General features: G+C 53.0%; 18 protein-coding genes. 1 reads left to right on the top strand and 17 read right to left on the bottom strand.

Features of this window, described 5'->3' with window-relative positions; translation table 11 throughout:
* Positions 1–3: 3 nt before the first annotated feature.
* The 10 genes from Q394_RS0102950 to smpB form a co-directional block, all read right to left on the bottom strand.
* Complete coding sequence (locus Q394_RS0102950) at positions 4–1,695, bottom strand: ATP-binding protein (RefSeq protein WP_028487967.1); 1,692 nt, start codon at positions 1,693–1,695, stop codon at positions 4–6.
* A 4-nt stretch (positions 1,696–1,699) separates the two neighbouring features.
* Positions 1,700–2,011, bottom strand: a complete 312-nt coding sequence (locus tag Q394_RS0102945; RefSeq protein WP_028487966.1) for a HesB/IscA family protein — start codon at positions 2,009–2,011, stop codon at positions 1,700–1,702.
* Positions 2,008–3,411 (bottom strand): cobyrinic acid a,c-diamide synthase CobB, encoded by a 1,404-nt coding sequence (locus Q394_RS0102940; protein ID WP_028487965.1) that lies wholly within the window; start codon positions 3,409–3,411, stop codon positions 2,008–2,010. The genes Q394_RS0102945 and Q394_RS0102940 overlap by 4 nt, the downstream gene beginning before the upstream one ends.
* Positions 3,412–3,490: 79 nt before the next feature.
* A complete protein-coding gene (locus Q394_RS0102935) occupies positions 3,491–4,246 on the bottom strand; it encodes an RNA methyltransferase (protein ID WP_028487964.1) in 756 nt (251 codons plus the stop codon).
* A gap of 8 nt (positions 4,247–4,254) precedes the next feature.
* Complete coding sequence (locus Q394_RS0102930; RefSeq protein WP_038140325.1) at positions 4,255–4,968, bottom strand: ABC transporter ATP-binding protein; 714 nt, start codon at positions 4,966–4,968, stop codon at positions 4,255–4,257.
* Complete coding sequence (locus Q394_RS0102925) at positions 4,965–5,735, bottom strand: ABC transporter ATP-binding protein (RefSeq protein WP_028487962.1); 771 nt, start codon at positions 5,733–5,735, stop codon at positions 4,965–4,967. The genes Q394_RS0102930 and Q394_RS0102925 overlap by 4 nt, the downstream gene beginning before the upstream one ends.
* Positions 5,732–6,793: an ABC transporter permease subunit gene (locus tag Q394_RS0102920; RefSeq protein ID WP_245606727.1), complete on the bottom strand. Its 1,062-nt coding sequence runs from the start codon at positions 6,791–6,793 to the stop codon at positions 5,732–5,734. The genes Q394_RS0102925 and Q394_RS0102920 overlap by 4 nt, the downstream gene beginning before the upstream one ends.
* Positions 6,786–7,718 carry a branched-chain amino acid ABC transporter permease gene (locus Q394_RS0102915; protein ID WP_028487960.1) on the bottom strand — a complete coding sequence of 311 codons (933 nt, stop codon included), beginning with the start codon at positions 7,716–7,718 and terminating at the stop codon, positions 6,786–6,788. Before Q394_RS0102915 ends, Q394_RS0102920 begins: the two co-directional genes overlap by 8 nt.
* A gap of 28 nt (positions 7,719–7,746) precedes the next feature.
* Positions 7,747–8,907: a branched-chain amino acid ABC transporter substrate-binding protein gene (locus tag Q394_RS0102910; RefSeq protein ID WP_028487959.1), complete on the bottom strand. Its 1,161-nt coding sequence runs from the start codon at positions 8,905–8,907 to the stop codon at positions 7,747–7,749.
* A gap of 81 nt (positions 8,908–8,988) precedes the next feature.
* Entirely contained in the window at positions 8,989–9,471 is a 483-nt protein-coding gene (gene smpB / locus Q394_RS0102905) for an SsrA-binding protein SmpB (protein WP_028487958.1), read from the bottom strand.
* 117 nt (positions 9,472–9,588) lie between these two features.
* Here smpB and Q394_RS0102900 point away from each other — a divergent pair, with 117 nt between their 5' ends.
* Complete coding sequence (locus Q394_RS0102900) at positions 9,589–10,632, top strand: AAA family ATPase (RefSeq protein ID WP_028487957.1); 1,044 nt, start codon at positions 9,589–9,591, stop codon at positions 10,630–10,632.
* A gap of 39 nt (positions 10,633–10,671) precedes the next feature.
* On the opposite strand, the gene Q394_RS0102895 is transcribed toward Q394_RS0102900, so the two are convergent.
* The 7 genes from Q394_RS0102895 to odhB all read right to left on the bottom strand — a co-directional run bounded on the left by Q394_RS0102895 (position 10,672) and on the right by odhB (position 20,550).
* Entirely contained in the window at positions 10,672–11,643 is a 972-nt protein-coding gene (locus Q394_RS0102895; protein ID WP_028487956.1) for a bifunctional methionine sulfoxide reductase B/A protein, read from the bottom strand.
* Positions 11,644–11,743: 100 nt separating this feature from the next.
* Complete coding sequence (acnB, locus tag Q394_RS0102890) at positions 11,744–14,347, bottom strand: bifunctional aconitate hydratase 2/2-methylisocitrate dehydratase (protein WP_028487955.1); 2,604 nt, start codon at positions 14,345–14,347, stop codon at positions 11,744–11,746.
* Positions 14,348–14,375: 28 nt separating this feature from the next.
* On the bottom strand, positions 14,376–15,680 hold the full coding sequence (locus Q394_RS0102885; protein WP_028487954.1) for a citrate synthase: 1,305 nt from the start codon (positions 15,678–15,680) through the stop codon (positions 14,376–14,378).
* A gap of 69 nt (positions 15,681–15,749) precedes the next feature.
* Positions 15,750–16,625, bottom strand: coding sequence for a succinate--CoA ligase subunit alpha (sucD, locus tag Q394_RS0102880; protein ID WP_028487953.1), 876 nt, complete (start codon positions 16,623–16,625; stop codon positions 15,750–15,752).
* On the bottom strand, positions 16,622–17,791 hold the full coding sequence (gene sucC / locus Q394_RS0102875; RefSeq protein ID WP_028487952.1) for an ADP-forming succinate--CoA ligase subunit beta: 1,170 nt from the start codon (positions 17,789–17,791) through the stop codon (positions 16,622–16,624). The genes sucD and sucC overlap by 4 nt, the downstream gene beginning before the upstream one ends.
* Positions 17,792–17,902: 111 nt before the next feature.
* Entirely contained in the window at positions 17,903–19,339 is a 1,437-nt protein-coding gene (gene lpdA / locus Q394_RS0102870) for a dihydrolipoyl dehydrogenase (protein ID WP_028487951.1), read from the bottom strand.
* Between the two features lie 11 nt (positions 19,340–19,350).
* Positions 19,351–20,550, bottom strand: coding sequence for a 2-oxoglutarate dehydrogenase complex dihydrolipoyllysine-residue succinyltransferase (gene odhB, locus Q394_RS0102865; protein WP_028487950.1), 1,200 nt, complete (start codon positions 20,548–20,550; stop codon positions 19,351–19,353).
* Between the last annotated feature and the right edge of the window lie 70 nt (positions 20,551–20,620).

The raw sequence follows: 20,620 nt of genomic DNA, 5'->3' as shown, positions 1-20,620 counted from the left end.
TCATCAGGCAACTGGCTGAGCTCCAAAGAGGTCAGACAGCTTCTTGGTCGGTGGTGCGTCGAAATTCAATTGTATCAGTGTACCCTCACCCGGTTCACTTTCAAACTGTATCTCGCCGCCAATCTTCTCGGAACGTTCCTGCATAATGCGTAAACCAATGTGTTCACCCGTCGTCGGGTTTGGCTCAGGCAGCGGATCAGGCAGACCAACGCCATCATCTTCCACCAGAATGCTGCAACGTCCCTCTTCATTACTGAACAATAACAAACGCACGGTGGAAGCCTGGCTGTGCTTGCGGATATTGGTGAGCGCCTCCTGCACAATGCGGATCACTTCCACTTCCGCCTCGCGGGACAAGTCTTTCAACGCCCAGTTATGGTAGAAAAACACTTCCATCCCCGTCTCTTGGCGGAAACGTTCGGTCAGGCGCTCGACCGCCCGCAGGATGCCTTTGCCATCAATCGGTGCACGGAAATCGGTAATCAGGCTGCGTAGCTCGGCGTAGGCTTCGTCGATGGTATTTTCCAGCACCTCCAACTCGTGCCACATATCAGCTTCATGCCCCCGGTTAAAGGAGTCATCCAGCAAACGCACCTTGAAGCGCAAGCTGGCAAGTGTTTGCGCGAGGGAGTCGTGCAGTTCGTGCGCCATGCGGGTACGTTCTTCCATAATCGACAGGGTACGCATGTCCTCGTCACTATTAGACTTCTCGATAGCCATGCCCAAGTGTTGCCCGATACTCAGCAACAGTTCATCATCTTCCAGCTTGTCGTAACGCCCTTTACGAATGAACAGGTTGTAAACGCCCAGCACCTTGTCACGGTATTGCAACGGAATCGCCAGCATCTCCAGATCTTGCGACCCGGCACACAAGGGCTGGCCGATGATCAGGTTACACTCTGCCACATCGCTACGTACCTTGATGTCGCGGTCAAGCGCCGCGTGTCCACACAAGCAGCTTGGGGAGGGCAAGGTTTCCTCCAGTTTCACCGCTTCGGCATTCAGGCCGATACTGGAAACCAGCCGCAGCTTGCCTTCACGATCCAGCAAACGCACCGTCGCGGCTTCCGCCTTGATCACATCCTTGAGCGTGTCTAAAAAACGCTTGAATAAATTTTCCAAACTATCGGAACGGTTGACGCAACTGGCCACTTCGTACAATACGCTCAGATGGCGTTTTTTCTGGGCAAGGTGTTTTTCCTGACGGCTCATGCGCTTTTGCTGCATCCGCGACAGGGCGTGGTAATCCTCGGTAATGGCGTTGATTTGCTCGCGTATCTTGCGGGAGGGGCAGCTTTTGCCTGAAATGTGCATCCGTGCACTGAGATCGCCTTTGCGTAAGCGAATCGCCCAGCGTGACAACTCTGTACCAAATCGCGAAAATTCCCGCCAGAGCCAGTACAACAGCAGCAACACACCCACACCTGATATGCCCCATAACCCGGTCATCACGGGCGCAACCCAACTATCCTGACTGCTACTGCTGGTTGTCCAGAAATACACCGCTCCAATCACCGTGAACACAAAAAACAGAATCAGCAAACTGATTTGTGCTTGCCACGGCAGATCAATCACCGGGCGGCCTTCTTGACTCGCCCAGTAAGTGTTGCGAGAAGCCGACGCAAGCTCGTCATCAACCTCCGCTTGCTGCTTCAGCGTGGTGGGAATCGGTAACTTGACGACGGTTTCTTGCATGGGCTTATACCTGCGGTGGGCGATAGTTAGGGTCGTTAGGGTTGATGAATACGAACTCTAATTTGCCATCGATTTCAACATAATCCAGCGTCATGCCATCAACCAAAGGCTGGGATTCTGCTGCAACCACCAGACTGACACCTTCGGATGCGATGGTTTGGTCGCCAGCCTGCGCTTGGTCATCGAAACCCATCAGGTAATGGAAACCGCCATCCGGCTTTTTCTGGACAGCAATGCGTAACGGCAGGCCAATGGCATTACCTTGTACCGAAGCAGTAAGAACTTGAGTAGCAGCAGCAGGGGTGACTGTGATCATGCAGTTGTTTTCCTAGTGGTTTGTCGAATAAATGCTACAAAACGCTGCGCCCAGTGAAATTGGGAAGTGTCGCGCATGTGCGTGTAAGAAGCCAATAAATGGCGGTAAATCCAGCCATCGTGTTGACCGTCGATGCCGGTTCCGCGTTGCATACGGTAGGCGAATTTACCCGTCGCGGTCAAATTTTCAAGCCGCGAATAATGAAACTCGTGGGCATTGATGGTGTGGGTCATATTACCACCTGGCCAGGGCATATCAGCGGTTTCCTGCAATTTCACATAACCCCTGCCCTGCGGTTTGGGGTGCATCACTGCATCGCCGGGAATAATGCCCACCATTGCCGCCTGCTGCCCGTTCCAGACAAGGCTGCGGGAAAGGTACATCAGCCCGCCACATTCTGCATACGTTGGCAGGCCGTTGTCGATGGCGGTGCGGATGGATTCGCGCATGGCAACATTCGCCGCCAGTTGCTGCATGTGGGTTTCGGGGAAACCGCCGCCGATGAACAGGCCGTCGATGTCGGGCAATGCCGTATCGGTCAGGGTATTGACGGGGACGAGTTCCGCGCCAGCTTGTTGCAAAGCTTCGAGGTCGCCGGGGTAGTAGAAGCCGAAGGCGGGGTCTTGGCAGATACCGATACGAAGGAGGGAATGTGAAGAGGGCGTATGCAATACGCCCCTACCCTCTGATCGTAGGGGCGTATTGCATACGCCCTCTTCCGCCGTTGCCGCAATCCCACGCAATAAACCCAAATCCACCTGCTCTGCCACCAGATCGCGAATCCGCGCGATTTGCGCCTCCGCCTCACCGCTCTCGTTGCTGGGCATCAACCCCAGATGGCGCTCTTCGATTTCCATCTCCGGGTTGTTTTGCACCGCGCCTAACACGTTGATGTCGGTATGGTATTCCACCGATTCGCGCAACTTGGCTGCGTGGCGTGCGCCACCGACGCGATTGAAGATGATTCCAGCAATATTGATGTCGTGGTCAAATGCTTGATAGCCGAGCAGCAGCGGGGCAATACCGCGCGTCATGCCGCGTGTATCCACCACCAGCACCACCGGGGAACGGGTCAGTTTGGCGATGGCGGCATTGCTGTCGGAACCATCCAACGCCATGCCATCGTACAAACCCTTGTTGGCTTCGATCAGAGCAATGTCGGTATTCAGGGAATAACGCTGCACAGTCTGGATGATTTCATCCGGCGTCATCGTGTTGAAATCGAGATTGTGGCAAGCGCGACCGCTAGCAGCACCGAGCCACAACGGGTCGATGTAATCAGGGCCTTTCTTGAACGGCTGCACGATCGAGCCTTGCGCACGCAAAGCGGCACACAGGCCAATCGAAACCGTGGTCTTGCCGGAGGATTTGTGGGTTGCGGAGATGAAAAGTCTTGTCATACCAGTATTCTAACGCAAATCCAGTATATTATTAAATGTTAATATTTACTGCATCGTCAAAATCTAACACAACACACTTTCATCCACGATTCTGAAACTTCCGCCCCGCAAACGCCGCCAACATCCCCCGCAAAATATTCATCTCGCTCACCGTCACACCCGCTCTTCCGAACAGCCGCCGCATCCGCCGCATCAACAAGCGCGGGTTTTCCGGGTCAAGAAAGCGCGTCTCAATCATCGACTGTTCCAGATGCGTATAGAACCCTTCTAACGCCCCCGCACTCGCCAACACCTCATCCGGGTCAGTTGCTACTGGTGGCACAGGCGTTGCCATTCTGACGGCCGTGGCACATTCGTAAGTTAGCACCTGAATCGCCATCGCAATATTCAGCGACAGGAAATCAAACGCCATCGGGATATGCACCAACGTATTGCAATGATCCAGCTCTTCGTTGGTCAAGCCAGTGCGCTCACGCCCAAACACCAACGCAATTTTCTGCTGCTGCGGCAACTGCTCGGCGACGAAAGTGCCGCATTCCCGCGCATCCATCTGCGGCCATTGCAGGGTACGTTCGGAACGCGCACTTGCCCCAATCACGATCTGGCAATCCGCCACGGCATCCTGCAAGGTCGGGACGATTTTTGCTTGCTCAATAATATCGTTTGCGCCAGAAGCCAGTGCAAAGGTTTCCTGTGAAAAAGGTTTGCGTGGCGAGACCAGACGCAGATCCTTAATTCCCATGACTTTCATGGCACGTGCTGCCGAGCCGATATTGCCGGGGTGAGAAGTTTCCACCATGACGATGCGTAGGTTTTCCAAAGCAGGAGTGTACATAAGTTTGCTCACAGTTCACCAAGATAAGCGGCTTGGACAGCGGGGTCATCGGCGAGGGCGCGGGATTCCCCGCTCAAGGTAATTTCGCCGTGTTCCATTACGTAACCGCGCTGGCTGATACCGAGAGCCAAGCGCACGTTCTGTTCCACCAACAAAATGGTAATGCCTTGTTTGGCAATGGTCTGGATAATGCCGTAAATGGTCTGCACCATGATCGGCGCAAGCCCCATGCTGGGTTCGTCGAGCATCAGCAATTTCGGTTTGGAAAGCATGGCGCGTGCCAGTGCCAGCATTTGCTGTTCACCGCCGGACAGTAACCCCGCCTGTTGCTGATGACGTTCTTGCAAGCGCGGTAACAAGGCGTAGATTTCGTCGATTTCGCGGTGTACGGCGGCGCGGTCAGTGCGGTTGTACGCCCCCATCAGCAGGTTTTCCAACACCGTCATCCGGGTAAAAATACCGCGTCCTTCAGGTACCAACGCCAGATTCAGCGTGGCAATCTGGTAAGCAGGCATACCGTTCAGCTTGTGCCCATCAAACGTCATCTCACCCGCTGAAGCAGGCAACAAGCCACTCAACGTCTTGAGTGTGGTAGTTTTACCCGCACCATTCGCACCGATCAGGCACACGGTTTCACCTTGCTGCACCTCGAAGCTAATGCCTTTGACGGCGCGAATACTGTCGTAATTGACGCTCAGGTTTTGCACGGAAAGCAGGCTCATGCAGCGACCTCCCCACCCAAATAGGCGGCAATCACTTTGGGGTCGTGGCGTACAATGTCAGGCGTGCCTTCGGCAATTTTTTCGCCGTAATCCAGCACCACCAAGCGGTCACAAATACCCATCACCAGTTTCACATCATGTTCGATCAACATCAGGGTCAAACCTTCCTCACGCAAGCTCACCATCAGGTCACGCAGGGCGTTTTTCTCGTTGGGGTTCATGCCTGCGGCAGGTTCATCGAGCGCCAGCAATTTGGGTTCGCTGGCCAAAGCACGGGCAATTTCCAGACGACGCTGGTCGCCATACGACAGGTTTTTTGCCAGCGTGTGGGTATGCTGCCCAATACCCACGCGGTCGAGCAATTGCTGGGCAAAGGCCGCGCAATCACGCTCTTCCCGACGGTTGTGTTGAGTATGCAATAAAGCCGCGAGCACCCCAGAGGTGGTGCGCGTGTGCCGCCCCACCATCACGTTTTCCTGCGCGGTCATATTGTGGAACAGGCGGATATTCTGGAACGTGCGGGCAAAACCGGCCTTGAGAATCTCATGCGGTTTGCGCCGATACAGCGACACGCCCGCCAGGTCAATCGCACCGGTATCCGGCTGGTAAAGCCCGGTCAATGCATTGAAAAGCGTAGTTTTGCCCGCGCCATTGGGACCAATTACGCCGAAGATTTCACCCTTACGCACCGTGAAACTGACGTCGGTGAGCGCTTTGATACCGCCAAAATGCTTGGATACGGTAGTCACTTGCAGTAAGTCACTCATGCAGCATCCTCCGCCAGCTCTTGCCGCCGCTGTTTGGAAGGCAGCAAACCGGAAGGACGCAACAACATCATTAACACCAGCGCCATCCCGAACAACAACATGCGTAAATCTGCCGGATCAACAAACACTTTGCCAAATACGGCTTGCTGTAAGTCACCGGTGTAGCGCAAGGCTTCGGGGATAACCGTCACCAGAATTGCGCCCACAATGACGCCCACAATATTGCCCATGCCACCCAGCACGATCATGCTGAGGATCATGATGGATTCCATCAAATTGAAGCTTTCCGGGCTAACAAAGCCTTGAAAACTGGCGAACAGCCCGCCGCTCAAACCACCAAACGTTGCACCCATCGCAAATGCCAACAGCTTGATATTACGGGTATTGATGCCCGCTGCCGCCGCAGCCATTTCATCCTCACGGATCGCTACCCATGCCCGCCCGATACGCGAATTTTCCAGCCGCATACACACAAACACCACCAACGCCACGCACAACAGGAACAGGTAGTAATACAGGTGCGGCGATGACAGCGTTAAACCCAGCACCTCTTGAGTTTTGCCCAGTGAAAACCCGCCAATGCTAATCGGCTCAATCGACGTAATGCCTTGTGGCCCGTTGGTGATGTTAACCGGTGCGTTGAGGTTATTGATGAAAATACGGATGATTTCGCCAAACCCTAGCGTGACAATAGCCAGATAATCGCCGCGTAGCCGCAGCGTCGGTGTTCCCAACAATACGCCAAACAGCGCTGCAACCGCTGCCCCGACAGGCAAAATCACCCAGAACGGTAAATTCAAACCGAAATGCGGTGAAGCCAGTAATGCCCAGCAATACGCGCCCACCGCATAAAACGCGACGTAACCTAAATCCAGCAAGCCTGCGTAGCCGACCACGATGTTCAGCCCCAAGGCCAGCATGATGTACAGCAAGGCAAAGTCGATGATCCGCAACCACGATTTACCTAGGCTAGCTTCCACCAAAAACGGCAGCAGGATTAAGCCCACTAACAACAATCCGGCGGTTAGCCACGCCTTACCTCTCAAGATTTCAAGCACGTTCAACGCTTCTACTCCCCAACAGGCCAGACGGTTTCAGCGTCAACACCAGAATCAACACCAGAAATGCAAAAATATCCTGATAATTACTGCCCAGGAAGCCGCCAGTCAAATCGCCGATGTAACCTGCGCCCAAAGCTTCGATTACACCCAGCAATAAACCGCCGAGCATAGCGCCCGCGAGGTTGCCGATACCACCCAATACAGCAGCAGAAAAGGCTTTCAAACCCAATAAAAAGCCCATGTAATAATGGGCTTGTCCGTAATTTGCGCTGACCATCACACCTGCAATCGCTGCAAGTGCCGCCCCGATAACAAACGTGGCAGAAATCACTCGATTGACATTGACTCCCATCAATTGAGCAACTGCCGGTGCTTGTGCCGTGGCACGCATCGCACGCCCCAAGCGGGTACGATTTACCAACGTCACCAGACCTGCCATGATCGTCACCGTCAATACCAGAATGGCAATCTGCACATCGGTAATGGAGGCTCCGAACACATCATGCCGCCCCTGTGGCAACAAGGTCGTCGGAAAAGCAATGTATTGCTTGCCCCAGATCAGCATCGCCACATTCTGTAACACAATCGACATACCAATGGCAGTAATCAAGGGTGCAAGCCGGGGCGCATGACGCAGCGGGCGGTAAGCCACCCGCTCAATCGAGTACCCCAGCAACATGCACGCTGGAATCGCCACCAGCAAACCTGCCAACACAATTAAAATACCGGGTAAATCTGGCGCTACCCCAAACAATGCCCCGATAACAGCCAGAGCAATCATCGAGCCCATCATAGTGGTTTCACCGTGGGCAAAATTAATCAGTTCCAGAATGCCGTAAACCAGTGTGTAACCTAACGCTACTAGCGCATACACACTGCCCAGCACCAACCCGTTGACAAGCTGCTGTGCGAAAATATCCATACGAAATGCTGTACCTTATACGTGAAAGTTATTGGGGCAGAATGGTTTCCAGTGTTGTCCACTGACCAGCCTGCACCTTGTACAGCGTAATCGGCCCGGAAGTCAGGTCGCCCTTAGCATCAAAGCTAATTTTGCCTGTTACACCTTCAAAACTGGTTTTGCCCAGCTCAGGCAGGTATTTGGCAGGATCGGTGGAATTGGCGCGTTTCATCGCATCCACCATCACGTAAGCAGCATCATAGGCATACGGCGAATACAACTGGATTTGCCCGTATTTGGCTTCAAACTTTTGCTTGAAATCTGCACCCTTCGGCATTTTATCAATCGGTAAACCGGGGATGGAAGCAATCGCGCCTTCCGCATCTGCCGCTGCCAATTCGATGAATTTCGGGGTTTGCATCCCGTCACCGCCGAGCAATTGTGCCGTCATGCCGAGTTGGTGCATTTGTTTTGCAATCGGTGCGGCTTGTGGATCCATACCACCGAAGAACACCACATCCGGCGCTTTACCCTTGATGGAGGTGAGGATTGCGGTGAAATCAGATGCCTTGTCATTGGTGTGTTCTACCGCAACCACTTCTGCACCAGCCGCCTTGGCAGCTTTCTCAACTTCAGCGGCCAGACCTTGCCCGTAAGCAGTTTGGTCGTCGATGATCGCCACTTTCTTGCCCAGCTTCGCCGCGTAAGCACCCAGTACTTTGCCTTGCTGTGCATCGTTGGTCATGACACGGAAAGCGGTTTTAAAACCCTGGTCAGTGTATTTGATGGCAGTCGCAGAAGGGGAAATTTGCGGGATATTGTTGTCAGAATAAACCTTAGAAGCAGGAATAGTCGCACCAGAGTTCAAATGCCCGATGACACCGACGATGCCTTCATCAATCATGCGCTGAGCCACGATGGTGGCCGTTTTCGGGTCAGCCTGATCGTCTTCGCTCATCACTTCAAAGGTAACGGGTTTGCCGTCGATCACAGGTTTACTGGCGTTGATTTCATCAATCGCTAAGCGCACACCATTGTCGTTATCCTTACCGATATGAGCCTGTGGGCCTGTCAGCGGAGAAGACTGGCCAATTTTGACCGTAACAGCACCATTCTCACCGGCAGCCGCTTCGGTTTTTTTCTCACCACAAGCGGAAACGCCAAGGCCAACAGCCATGGCAACACTCAATGCAAGTAACGTTGATTTCATCTATCTTTCTCCTTGATTTATCTGAGTTCTTTGAGCTTAGTCAAAGTTTCCTGATATTACTATGCTAGATTAATAGCGTCATTAATGACGCTTCATGATGCGATCTTTTTCACGACCCCAATCGCGGGCTTTCTCAGTATCGCGTTTGTCGTGTTGTTGTTTACCCTTACCCAAGCCGATTTCGAGTTTGACGCGGTTATTTTTCCAATACATCGCCAATGGCACAACAGCATAGCCTTTGCGGTCAACCGCGACGTTGATTTTGAAAATTTCATTGCCGTGCAGCAATAACTTACGGGTACGAGTGGATTCGGGGATGATGTGGGTCGAAGCGGATAGCAGAGCGCTGATATGTGCGCCAAACAGGAACACTTCACCCTTTTCCAGAATCACGTAGCTTTCTTTGAGTTGCACCCGCCCTTCGCGCAGGCTTTTGATTTCCCAACCCTGCAAGACCATGCCAGCCTCGTAGGTTTGTTCAATGTAAAATTCGTGGCGTGCCTGTTTATTCAGGGCAATGGTTTTCTGACCGGGAGTACTTTTCTTTTTGGGTGTCTTTGCCATGATCTTGTTAAAGGTGACGAAAACGGTAAATGATACGCGGGTTTTACGCCAATTTGCACACCTTTGTCAGCAAGCCGTATTATCGGATGCTTTGTGACGACAGAATAAGGATTTCCTATGCGCCCAGCATCGCTCAGTTCCATCCTCGATAAAGAGTTTCTCGGTACTTTAGAAGGTCATCATACCCCAGTCATGCTATGGGGGCCGCCGGGCGTAGGCAAGTCGCAAATCGTCGCACAGGTCGGCGTGCGCCACGGTACGCCAGTGATTGACGTGCGTCTGTCACAGATGGAACCCAGCGATTTGCGCGGCATCCCTTTCCGCGACAAGGAACTGGTGGAATGGGCGATCCCCTCCATGCTGCCGGATGAGGAACGTCACGGGCCGATGGGCATCCTGTTTCTGGATGAAATCACCTCCGCCGTGCCCAGCGTATCGGCAGCGGCGTATCAGTTGATCCTTGACCGGCGCTTGGGCGATTACCGCGTACCGGATGGCTGGGCGATTTTCGCAGCAGGCAACCGTCAAGGCGACCGGGGCGTGACCTACACCATGCCCGCACCATTGGCGAACCGCTTTTCGCACTTTGAAGTCGACCTGAATCTGGATGACTGGGTAGCGTGGGCGTACAAAAATAATATCGACGAACGCATTATCGGTTTCCTGCGCTTCCGCCCGGAACAACTGTTTAACTTTGACCCCGCGCATAATCCGGTCGCTTTCCCGACGCCGCGTTCGTGGGAATTTGCCCACCGTGCCTTGCAGAAATTTGGCGACTCCCCTGCCCTGTTGCTGGGTACATTGCAAGCCTGTGTGGGGCCAGCAGCAGGCATCGAGCTGAAAGCCTTTGTCGACAGCCTTGACCAAATGCCGGATCTGGATGCGATTTTGCGCGGTGAAGACATCAAAGCGCCCAAGGAAGTCGATTTGCAATACGCGGTGGCGTCGTCACTGGTCGGGCGGGCGATTCGAGCCAAAGGTACACCGCAAGCGGCAGAGGTTTACGGGCATATCCTCAACTACGCGAAAGCTTTCCCGTTGAAGGAAATGGGCGTGATGCTGGTGTCTGATATGCTGCGGGCGATTGGTGATGAGATGTTTAGCGTTCCGGCTTTCGGACAATGGGCGCAATCCATTGGCGACATTATGCTGTACGATTAAGCAGAAAAAAGCCCCGCTTTGCGGGACTTTTTTAAAGGGCTAGGAGGCCAGCTTCGCCTTGAACTTCTCGCGGAATTTGCGCAGTTTCGGGCTAATCACCGCCTGACAATAGCCCGCGCCACCATTCAGGTTGTAATAGTCCTGATGGTAGTCTTCTGCTTTGTAGAAGGTTTCCAGCGGGGCAACTTGCGTCACGATGGCGTCACGAAAACCATCCTTCAGGGATGCCAGCAAGTCTTCTGCTATTTGCCGCTGCTCATTATTATGAGTAAAAATAATGCTGCGGTACTGGGTTCCCCTGTCTGCACCTTGCTGGTTTAGCGTGGTTGGGTCATGGGTCAGCATGTGGATTTCCAGCAGTTCCCGGTAGCTGATGATAGCTGGGTCAAACAGTATCTGGATGACTTCTGCGTGACCGGTGGAACCACTGCATACCTGCCGGTAATTGGCGTTGTCGACAGCCCCGCCGCTATAACCACTTTCCACGGAATGCACGCCATCCAGTTCACGGAAAATAGCTTCAGTACACCAAAAACAGCCGCCGCCGAACGTGGCTTTTTCCAGACTCGCCGCCTGTTTTTTTAGAGCAACCGCATTCATGCAGTAACGCAGGCCGCTAGGCGCTGGGCCATCTGGGAAGACATGACCCAAATGCGCTCCGCAGGTATTGCAAGTGGTTTCCACCCGTGTCATGCCGTGTGAACGGTCGGCATGGTAAGCAATCGCGTTAGCCTTGACCGGCTGGGTAAAGGAAGGCCAGCCTGTGCCCGACTCAAATTTTTCGTTGGCGTCAAACAGTAAAGTGCCGCAGCAAACACAGCCATACAGCCCCGGCTCAAACAGGCTGCACATGCCTGAACTGAACGGGCGCTCGGTACCTTTGCGCCGGGTAACGTGGTATTGCTCATCGCTCAGTTGCGCCTTCCATTCTTCTTCGGATTTCCTGACAACGCGGTCGGGCGTCGGATTACCCGCGTCGGCAAAGCGGAGAACGTCGTTCCAGTTAAGCATCTCTACAACTCCCTTGGTGATTTAGTCCAACACTAGCACTAACCATTCTGAATACAAAAAAAAGCCCCGCAATGCGGGGCTTTTTAGAGAAGTGGGACTATTACCCAGCAACTACCGGAATCGGCACAACTTTCGCCGCCGCATGTTGGTAGCTTTCCATCTTGTCGAAGTTCAGGTAGCGGTAGATGTCAGCCGACATGCTATCCAGCTTGTTGGCGTATTCCATGTACTCGGCAACTGTTGGCAGTTTACCCATGACCGCAGCCACGGATGCCAGTTCAGCAGAAGCCAGGAACACGTCAGCGCCTGTACCCAAACGGTTCGGGAAGTTACGCGTAGAGGTAGACACTGCTGTGGATTTCTCAGCGATACGCGCCTGATTACCCATACACAGTGAACAGCCCGGCATTTCCATCCGCGCACCGGCACGGCCGTAGATGTTGTAGTAACCTTCGTCACTCAACTGGGCTGCATCCATCTTGGTCGGTGGTGCAATCCACATACGGGTGGGGATTTGCGTGTTGGCAGCATCCAGCAATTTACCCGCAGCACGGAAGTGACCGATGTTGGTCATGCAAGAACCGATGAAGACTTCATCAATCTTGCGACCAGCCACTTCAGACAACAGACGTGCATCATCTGGGTCATTCGGTGCGCACAGGATAGGCTCTTTGATCTCATCCATATTGATTTCGATCACAGCCGCGTATTCTGCATCCGCATCCGCACGCAGCAGGCTTGGGTTAGCCAGCCATTCTTCCATCTTGCCAATGCGGCGTTCGATGGTACGTACATCGCCGTAACCTTCGGACAGCATCCACTTCAGCATGACGATATTGGAACGCAGGTATTCCGCCACAGAGGCTTCAGACAGCGCAACCGTACAGCCCGCCGCAGAACGTTCCGCAGACGCATCCGACAGCTCAAAGGCTTGTTCGACGGTCAGGTGATCCAGACCTTCGATTTCAACAACGGTGCCATTGAACACGTTCTTCTTGCCTTTCTTTTCCACGGTCAGCAGACCCATCTGGATCGCTTTGTGTGGAATGGCATGAACGAGGTCACGCAGAGTAATACCCGGCTGCATTTTACCCGTGAAACGTACCAGCACGGATTCCGGCATATCCAGCGGCATAACGCCCGTCGCCGCCGCAAATGCCACCAGACCAGAACCTGCCGGGAAGGAAATCCCCATCGGGAAACGGGTATGCGAGTCACCACCGGTACCAACGGTATCTGGCAACAACATGCGGTTCAACCACGAGTGGATAATGCCATCACCAGGGCGCAAAGAAACACCGCCACGGGTCATGATGAAATCAGGCAGCGTGTGATGCGTCGTTACGTCAACCGGCTTAGGGTAAGCCGCTGTATGACAGAAAGACTGCATAACCAGATCCGCCGAGAAACCCAGACAAGCCAGATCTTTCAGCTCATCACGAGTCATCGGGCCAGTAGTATCCTGAGAACCCACGGTAGTCATTTTCGGTTCGCAGTACATGCCGGGGCGTACACCCGTCATGCCGCAAGCCTTACCGACCATTTTCTGTGCCAGCGTGAAACCTTTGCCAGTGTCAGCAGGCTGCTCAGGGGTACGGAACAGGTCAACCGGCGGAAGACCTAGTGATTCACGCGCTTTGGCAGTCAAGCCACGCCCGATAATCAGGTTGATACGACCACCCGCACGGGCTTCGTCCAACAACACTTGGGTTTTCAGGCCGAAGGTGGAAATGACTTCATCTGTACCGTGACGCTTGGCAACGCCTTCATACGGATACACATCAACCACATCGCCCATGTTCATTTGGGCAACATCCATTTCGATCGGCAGCGACCCGGAATCTTCCATGGTATTGAAGAAGATTGGTGCAATTTTGCTACCAAAACAGTAACCGCCCACACGCTTGTTCGGAATCCCCGGCATATCATCGCCAAAGAACCACAGCACGGAGTTGGTTGCTGATTTACGTGAAGAACCTGTACCTACCACGTCACCGACGTAAGCCACTGGGAAGCCTTGCGCCTTCATTGCTTCGATCTGCTTCAACGGGCCAACGGAACCGGGCACTTCTGGCTCGATACCGTCGCGCGCCATTTTCAGCATCGCGTTAGCATGGAGTGGGATGTCAGGGCGTGACCATGCATCCGGTGCAGGCGACAAATCGTCAGTGTTGGTTTCGCCGGTTACTTTGAAAACGGTAACGGTGATTTTCTTAGCCACTTCAGGCTTGGAAGTGAACCATTCACCCGCCGCCCACGATGCCATAACCTGCTTGGCAGCAGCATTGCCCGCTTTGGCTTTTTCTTCCACATCATGGAACGCATCAAACACTAGCAAGGTGTGTGACAACGCTGTTGCTGCTACCGCTGCGGTGACTTCACTATCGAGTGCTGCAATCAATGGCTGCACATTGTAGCCACCCAGCATCATACCCAACACTTCAACCGCACGAACCTGACTGATCAGTGCGCATTTCACTTCACCGCTGGCAACCGCAGCGAGGAAACCCGCTTTCACATAAGCTGCCTCATCCACACCCGCAGGTACGCGGTTTTCCAGTAGGTCAACCAGAAACGCTTCTTCACCCTTTGGTGGGTTCTTCAGCAAATCCACCAGTGCGGCAGTTTGTGCAGCATCCAGAGGCTTGGGTGGAATGCCTTGAGCGGCGCGTTCCGCAACGTGTTGGCGATATTCTTGCAACATTCAATAGTCTCCTCAGAACAAACAAATCTTATCTTTCATCTACTGGAACATAGTCACGAGCCGTTGCACCGACGTACAACTGACGTGGACGCCCGATACGTGACTCTTCATCACCCATCATTTCATCCCATTGCGTAATCCAGCCAATGGTACGAGCCAGCGCGAACATGACCGTAAACATACTGACTGGAATCCCCATGCTCAGGAAAATAACACCGGAATAGAAATCGACATTCGGGTACAGGTTACGTGCCTTGAAATACTCGTCGTTCAATGCCACCTGTTCCAGCTCACGCGCAATCGCGAACAGCTTCTGGTTCGGGTCATTGGCTGGCAAACGATCCAGAATTTCATTGGCCAACTCACGGATGATTTTGGCGCGTGGGTCGTAGTTCTTGTAAACCCGATGCCCAAAGCCCATCAAACGGAAGCGGTCATTCTTGTCTTTGGCACGATCTACCCAATGTGACAGTGGCAAACCGGATTTCTCGATTTCACGTAACATGGTAATGACTGCCTCGTTCGCACCACCGTGCGCAGGCCCCCACAGAGATGCAATCCCTGCCGCAACGGCCGCAAACGGGTTCGCTTCCGAACTGCCTGCCAAACGTACTGTGGATGTTGAAGCATTCTGCTCATGATCAGCGTGCAAAATCATAATGACTTCCAACGCCTTGGCATGTAACGGGTCAACCTTGTACGGTTCGGTCGGCACAGAGAACATCAAATGCAGGAAATCTTCCGCATAGGATAAATCATTACGTGGGTAAACGAATGGCAAACCAACCGAATAACGGTAGCTCCATGCTGCAATCGTCGGCATTTTCGCAATCAAACGGTGCGCAGAACGCTTGCGCTGTTCTTGGTCATGAATATTCATGTCATCGTGGTAAAACGCTGACAAAGCACCGACCACCCCAACCATCGTTGCCATCGGATGCGCATCCCGCCGGAAACCCCGGAAGAAATACTGCACCTGATCATGCAACATGGTGTGGCGGGTAATCATGTACTCAAACTCTGCCAGTTCAGTCTTGGTTGGCAATGCCTTATTCAACAACAGGTAGCACACTTCCAGAAAGGTGCTGTGTTCTGCCAGTTGCGCAATCGGATAACCACGATAGAGCAACGTGCCCTCATCACCATCCAGATAAGTGATCTCACTGGAACAACTAGCGGTTGACATAAAACCGGGGTCATAAGTGAAATAACCCAACTCTTTATAGAGCTTGCGGATGTCAATGGTTTTGACACCCACACTGGGTTCCAGGACATCCAGTTCAATCTGTTTACCCGTGGCGTTATCCGTAAGGGTTACGGTCTGTTTGGTCATGGGGCACTCCAAAGCAAAAAATCAATAAGAAAACCAATAGTCTATGGCAAGCAGAGACCTAATCCAATCTTACTTGGCCAGGCTGGCGAAAGCAGCGGCAACACCCTTCCCTAGTTCAGCCGGAGACTGAACAGTATACACACCCGCGTTTTGCAGTGCAGCATACTTTTCCTGCGCAGTACCTTTTCCGCCTGCAATAATCGCACCAGCGTGACCCATGCGCTTACCCTTGGGTGCAGTAACGCCTGCAATATAGGAAACCACTGGCTTAGTCACATGCGCCTTAATGAACTCAGCTGCTTCTTCCTCTGCTGAACCACCGATTTCGCCACACATCAGGATCACTTCCGTTTGCGGGTCGGCTTGGAATAGAGTCAGTGCATCGATAAAACTGGTGCCTGGAATAGGGTCACCACCGATACCGATACAAGTGCTTTGACCCCATTCATTGGTTTGCTTGACTGCTTCATAAGTCAATGTACCAGAACGTGATACGATACCTACGGTACCTGGTTTATGAATGTGACCCGGCATGATGCCGATTTTACATTCACCCGGTGTGATGATACCAGGGCAGTTTGGCCCGATCAGACGCACGCCAAGGCTGTCGACCACGACTTTAGCATCCAGCATATCCAGCGCCGGAATGCCTTCAGTAATGCACACGATCAGCTTGATACCGGCATAGGCCGCTTCAATGATGGAATCTTTGCAAAATGCGGCGGGTACATAAATAACGCTAGCTTCTGCACCAGTGGCTTCGACCGCTTCACGCACGGTATTGAATACCGGCAAACCCAAATGCGTTGTGCCACCTTTGCCCGGCGTGATCCCGCCAACCATTTTAGTGCCGTAAGCAATCGCTTGTTCGGAATGGAAAGTACCTTGCTTGCCAGTGAAACCTTGGCAAATAACTTTAGTGTCTTTATTGATTAATACGCTCATGCGGCTTCTCCTACGGCAGCGACAATTTTCAGGGCAGCATCACCAAGATCGCTCGCAGCAATCACAGCCAAGCCACTACTAGTCAGCAATTCAGCACCTTTTTCTGCATTATTGCCTTCCAAACGCACTACAACAGGGACAGAAACATTCACTTCTTGAACCGCTTTGATAATCCCTTCAGCAATCAGGTCGCAACGCACGATACCGCCGAAGATATTGATCAGAATGCCTTTAACAGCAGAGTCTGACAGAATGATTTTGAAAGCTGCCGCGACGCGTTCAGCCGTTGCGCCACCGCCCACGTCGAGGAAGTTGGCAGGTTGACCACCGGACAGCTTGATGATGTCCATAGTCGCCATTGCCAAGCCTGCGCCGTTAACCATGCAGCCGATATTGCCTTCGAGTGCAACGTAGTTCAGTTCCCATTCGTCTGCTTCGATTTCACGCGCATCTTCTTGGGATTTGTCACGCATTGCGACCAAGGCTGGCTGACGGTAAAGAGCATTGCTGTCCACATTTACTTTGCCATCGAGACACAGCAAGTTGCCTTCAGCCGTTACGACCAATGGATTGATTTCTACCAAAGACAGGTCTTTTTCCTTGAACATTTTGCCCAAGCCGACCAGCAATTTGGTGAATTGTCCAATTTGTGCGCCTTCCAGACCCAAACCAAACGCCAGATCGCGCCCTTGGTAAGGCATCACACCGACCAATGGATCAACCATTGCTTTAAGGATTTTTTCTGGGGTTTCATGGGCAACCGTTTCGATTTCCATGCCACCTTCAGTAGAAGCCATGATGACGATACGACGTGTAGCACGATCGAGAACAGCACCGAGGTACAGTTCACGGGCGATATTGCACGTTTCTTCCACCAGAATGGTATTTACCGGCTGACCGTTTTTGTCAGTTTGGTAAGTCACCAAATTTGTGCCTAACAGGCTAGCAGCAAACGTACCGGCTTCTGCTGGTGTCTTAACCAGTTTCACGCCACCTGCTTTACCGCGACCACCAGCATGGACTTGCGCCTTAACGACAACAGTCGCTGTCGACAACGAGGCTGCCGCTGCTTCTGCTTCAGCCGCAGTAGACGCAACTTTGCCATTAGGCACAGGCATCCCGTATTGGCTAAATACAGATTTGGCCTGATATTCGTGTAGATTCATCCTCAGTTCCTTTGGTAATTCACCGCTAAAACGCGGGTTATATTCGTACAAACGCCACGTATCTGCATACAGCAGACCGTGGCGTTAAGCGTATTCTATTAGAAAGATGGCTTACTTACGCTTTTTGCCAACGGCATGAAGTGCCCGCCCATCTACTGCCAACATGGCTTCGTGAATCGCTTCTGAAACAGTGGGGTGAGCAAAGGTCATGCGTGCAAGATCTTCCGCCGAACATTCGGTTTCGATCGCAATCACGGCTTGTCCCACCAGTTCAGAGGCCAATGGCCCAACAAAATGCACGCCTAGAATCCGGTCAGTGTTGGCATCTGCCAGTACTTTCACCAGACCATCAGCTTGATCCATCGCTTTAGCGCGACCATTAGCAGCAAACGGGAAGCTGCCAACGTTGTATTCAACACCTGCCGCTTTGAGTTCGGCTTCGGTTTTGCCTACCCACGCAATTTCCGGGTGAGTATAAATAACCCACGGAATAGCGTCATAGTTGATATGTGGCTTTTGGCCTACGATCTGTTCGGCAACCAGCACACCCTCTTCCGAGGCTTTGTGTGCAAGCATCGGGCCAACCACGCAGTCACCGATGGCGTACACGCCCGGTACGGCTGTTTGCAGGTGGCCGTCAATCACTACGCGCCCACGCTCATCGAGTTGCACGCCACAATCATCAGCCAGAACACCCGCCGTGTTGGACTTGCGCCCGACGGCAACGATCAAACGGTCAACCAGCAAGGTTTGCTCGCCTTTAGGGTCGTTGTAGGTCACGGTGATGCCGTTATCGCCTGCTTCAACCTTAGCAACTTTCGAGCTGAGGCGGATGTCCAGTCCCTGCTTCTTGAATTGCATTTGCGCTGATTTGGCCACATCACGGTCAGCCGCGCCGAGGAAATCGTCCATCGCTTCGATGACAACCACTTCAGAGCCGAGGCGACGCCAGACGCTGCCCATTTCCAGACCGATAACACCTGCGCCGATCACGCCGAGTTTTTCAGGAACGGTTTCCCAATCCAACGCACCCGCAGAATCGACAATGCGCGTATCCAGCCATTTGGCAATCGGCAGTTCAATCGGGGTAGAACCAACCGCAATGATCACGTTGTCAGCAGCGTGAGTCGCAACCGTGCCATCATGCGCAGTGACTTCTACTTGCTTGCCTGCCAGCAACTTGCCACGGCCTTGCAACCAAGTGATGCCGTTGGCCTTGAACAATTGCTCAATGCCCCCCGTCAATTGGTTGACGATTTTATCCTTGCGGGCAACCATTTTGGCAACGTCAATCTGCAAACCGTCAACCGTAATGCCATGATCAGCATTGTGTTTGGCGATTTCCTCAAAACGCTCGGAGCTTTCCAGCAAGGCTTTGGAAGGAATACAACCGACATTCAGGCAAGTGCCGCCCAAGGCTGGCTTTTGCTGTTTGTTGATCCACTCTTCCACACACGCGGTTTTCAGGCCGAGCTGGGCGCAGCGAATGGCTGCCACGTAGCCACCGGGGCCTGCCCCGATGACGATGACATCATATTTATCAGTCATGACGTGTTACCTCAAACATCCAATACCAAGCGAACCGGGTTTTCGACCAATTCCTTGATAGTTTTCAGGAAGGTAACAGCACCTTGACCGTCAACGATGCGGTGGTCATACGACAGAGCCACATACATCATCGGGCGAATAACAATCTGATCATTGACAACGACAGGGCGCTTCTGGATCGAGTGCATCCCCAGGATCGCGCTTTGAGGAGGGTTGAGAATTGGGGTTGATAGCAACGACCCAAAAACGCCCCCGTTGGTTATAGTGAACGTACCACCAGTCAGGTCGCCCATATCCAGCTTGCCTTCACGGGCTTTGGCTGCGTACCCGGCAATGCCGGATTCGATGTCTGCCAGACCCATGTTTTCGGTGTTGCGCAGGATAGGCACGACCAAACCGCGATCAGATGACACGGCAATCCCAATATCGCAGAAGCCGTGGTAAACAATGTCATTGCCATCAATGGAGGCATTGACTTCAGGGAAGCGTTGCAGCGCTACAGCGGCCGCTTTGACGAACAGGGACATAAAGCCCAATTTCGCTTTGTGTTTTTTCTCGAAGGCGTCTTTGTATTCGGCACGCATATCCATCAACGGCTTCATGTCGATTTCGTTGAAGGTAGTCAACATCGCGGTGGATTGCTTGGCGTACATCAGACGTTCGGCGATGCGGGCACGCAGGCGGGTCATAGGGACGCGCTGTTCCATACGAGCACCAGAAGCGGCAACAGCAACCGTTGGCGCAGGTGCACTAGCAACAGTGGCTGGCGCAGCAGCAGGTTTGCTGGCAACCGCAGCTTGTACGTCTTCCTTGAGGATGCGGCCTTGCTTGCCGGAACCTTCAACATCGGCAGCAGAAAGATTATTTTCAGCCATCAGCTTGCGGGCAGCGGGAGCTGTTTGAGGTTCAGCATTAGCGGCTGGAGCGGCAGCAGCAGGTGCTGCTTCGGCGGCTTTAGGAGCGGCGGCTACTGCACCTACTGTCATACGACCCAGCAATTGGCTGCTGATGACAGTTGCTCCGGCTTGTTGGACAATTTCAGTGAGGACGCCATCAGCAGGAGCAGGCACTTCCAATACTACTTTATCGGTTTCAATTTCAACCAGAACTTCGTCCTGCTTGACGCTATCACCGACCTGCTTGCTCCATGTCACCACGGTAGCATCAGCGACGGATTCCGGTAGTACCGGGGTCAGAATCTCACTGCTCATCTGCACACATCCTCTCTTGGTATTGTCTCAATCAGCACCTGATTAGATGCTTCCTTTGATGATCTTATGA

The sequence above is a fragment of the Thiothrix lacustris DSM 21227 genome (assembly GCF_000621325.1).
Taxonomy (GTDB): Bacteria; Pseudomonadota; Gammaproteobacteria; order Thiotrichales; family Thiotrichaceae; genus Thiothrix; species Thiothrix lacustris.
Note: the sequence above shows the minus strand (reverse complement) of the source record. Positions and strands in the feature narration are given on the sequence as shown.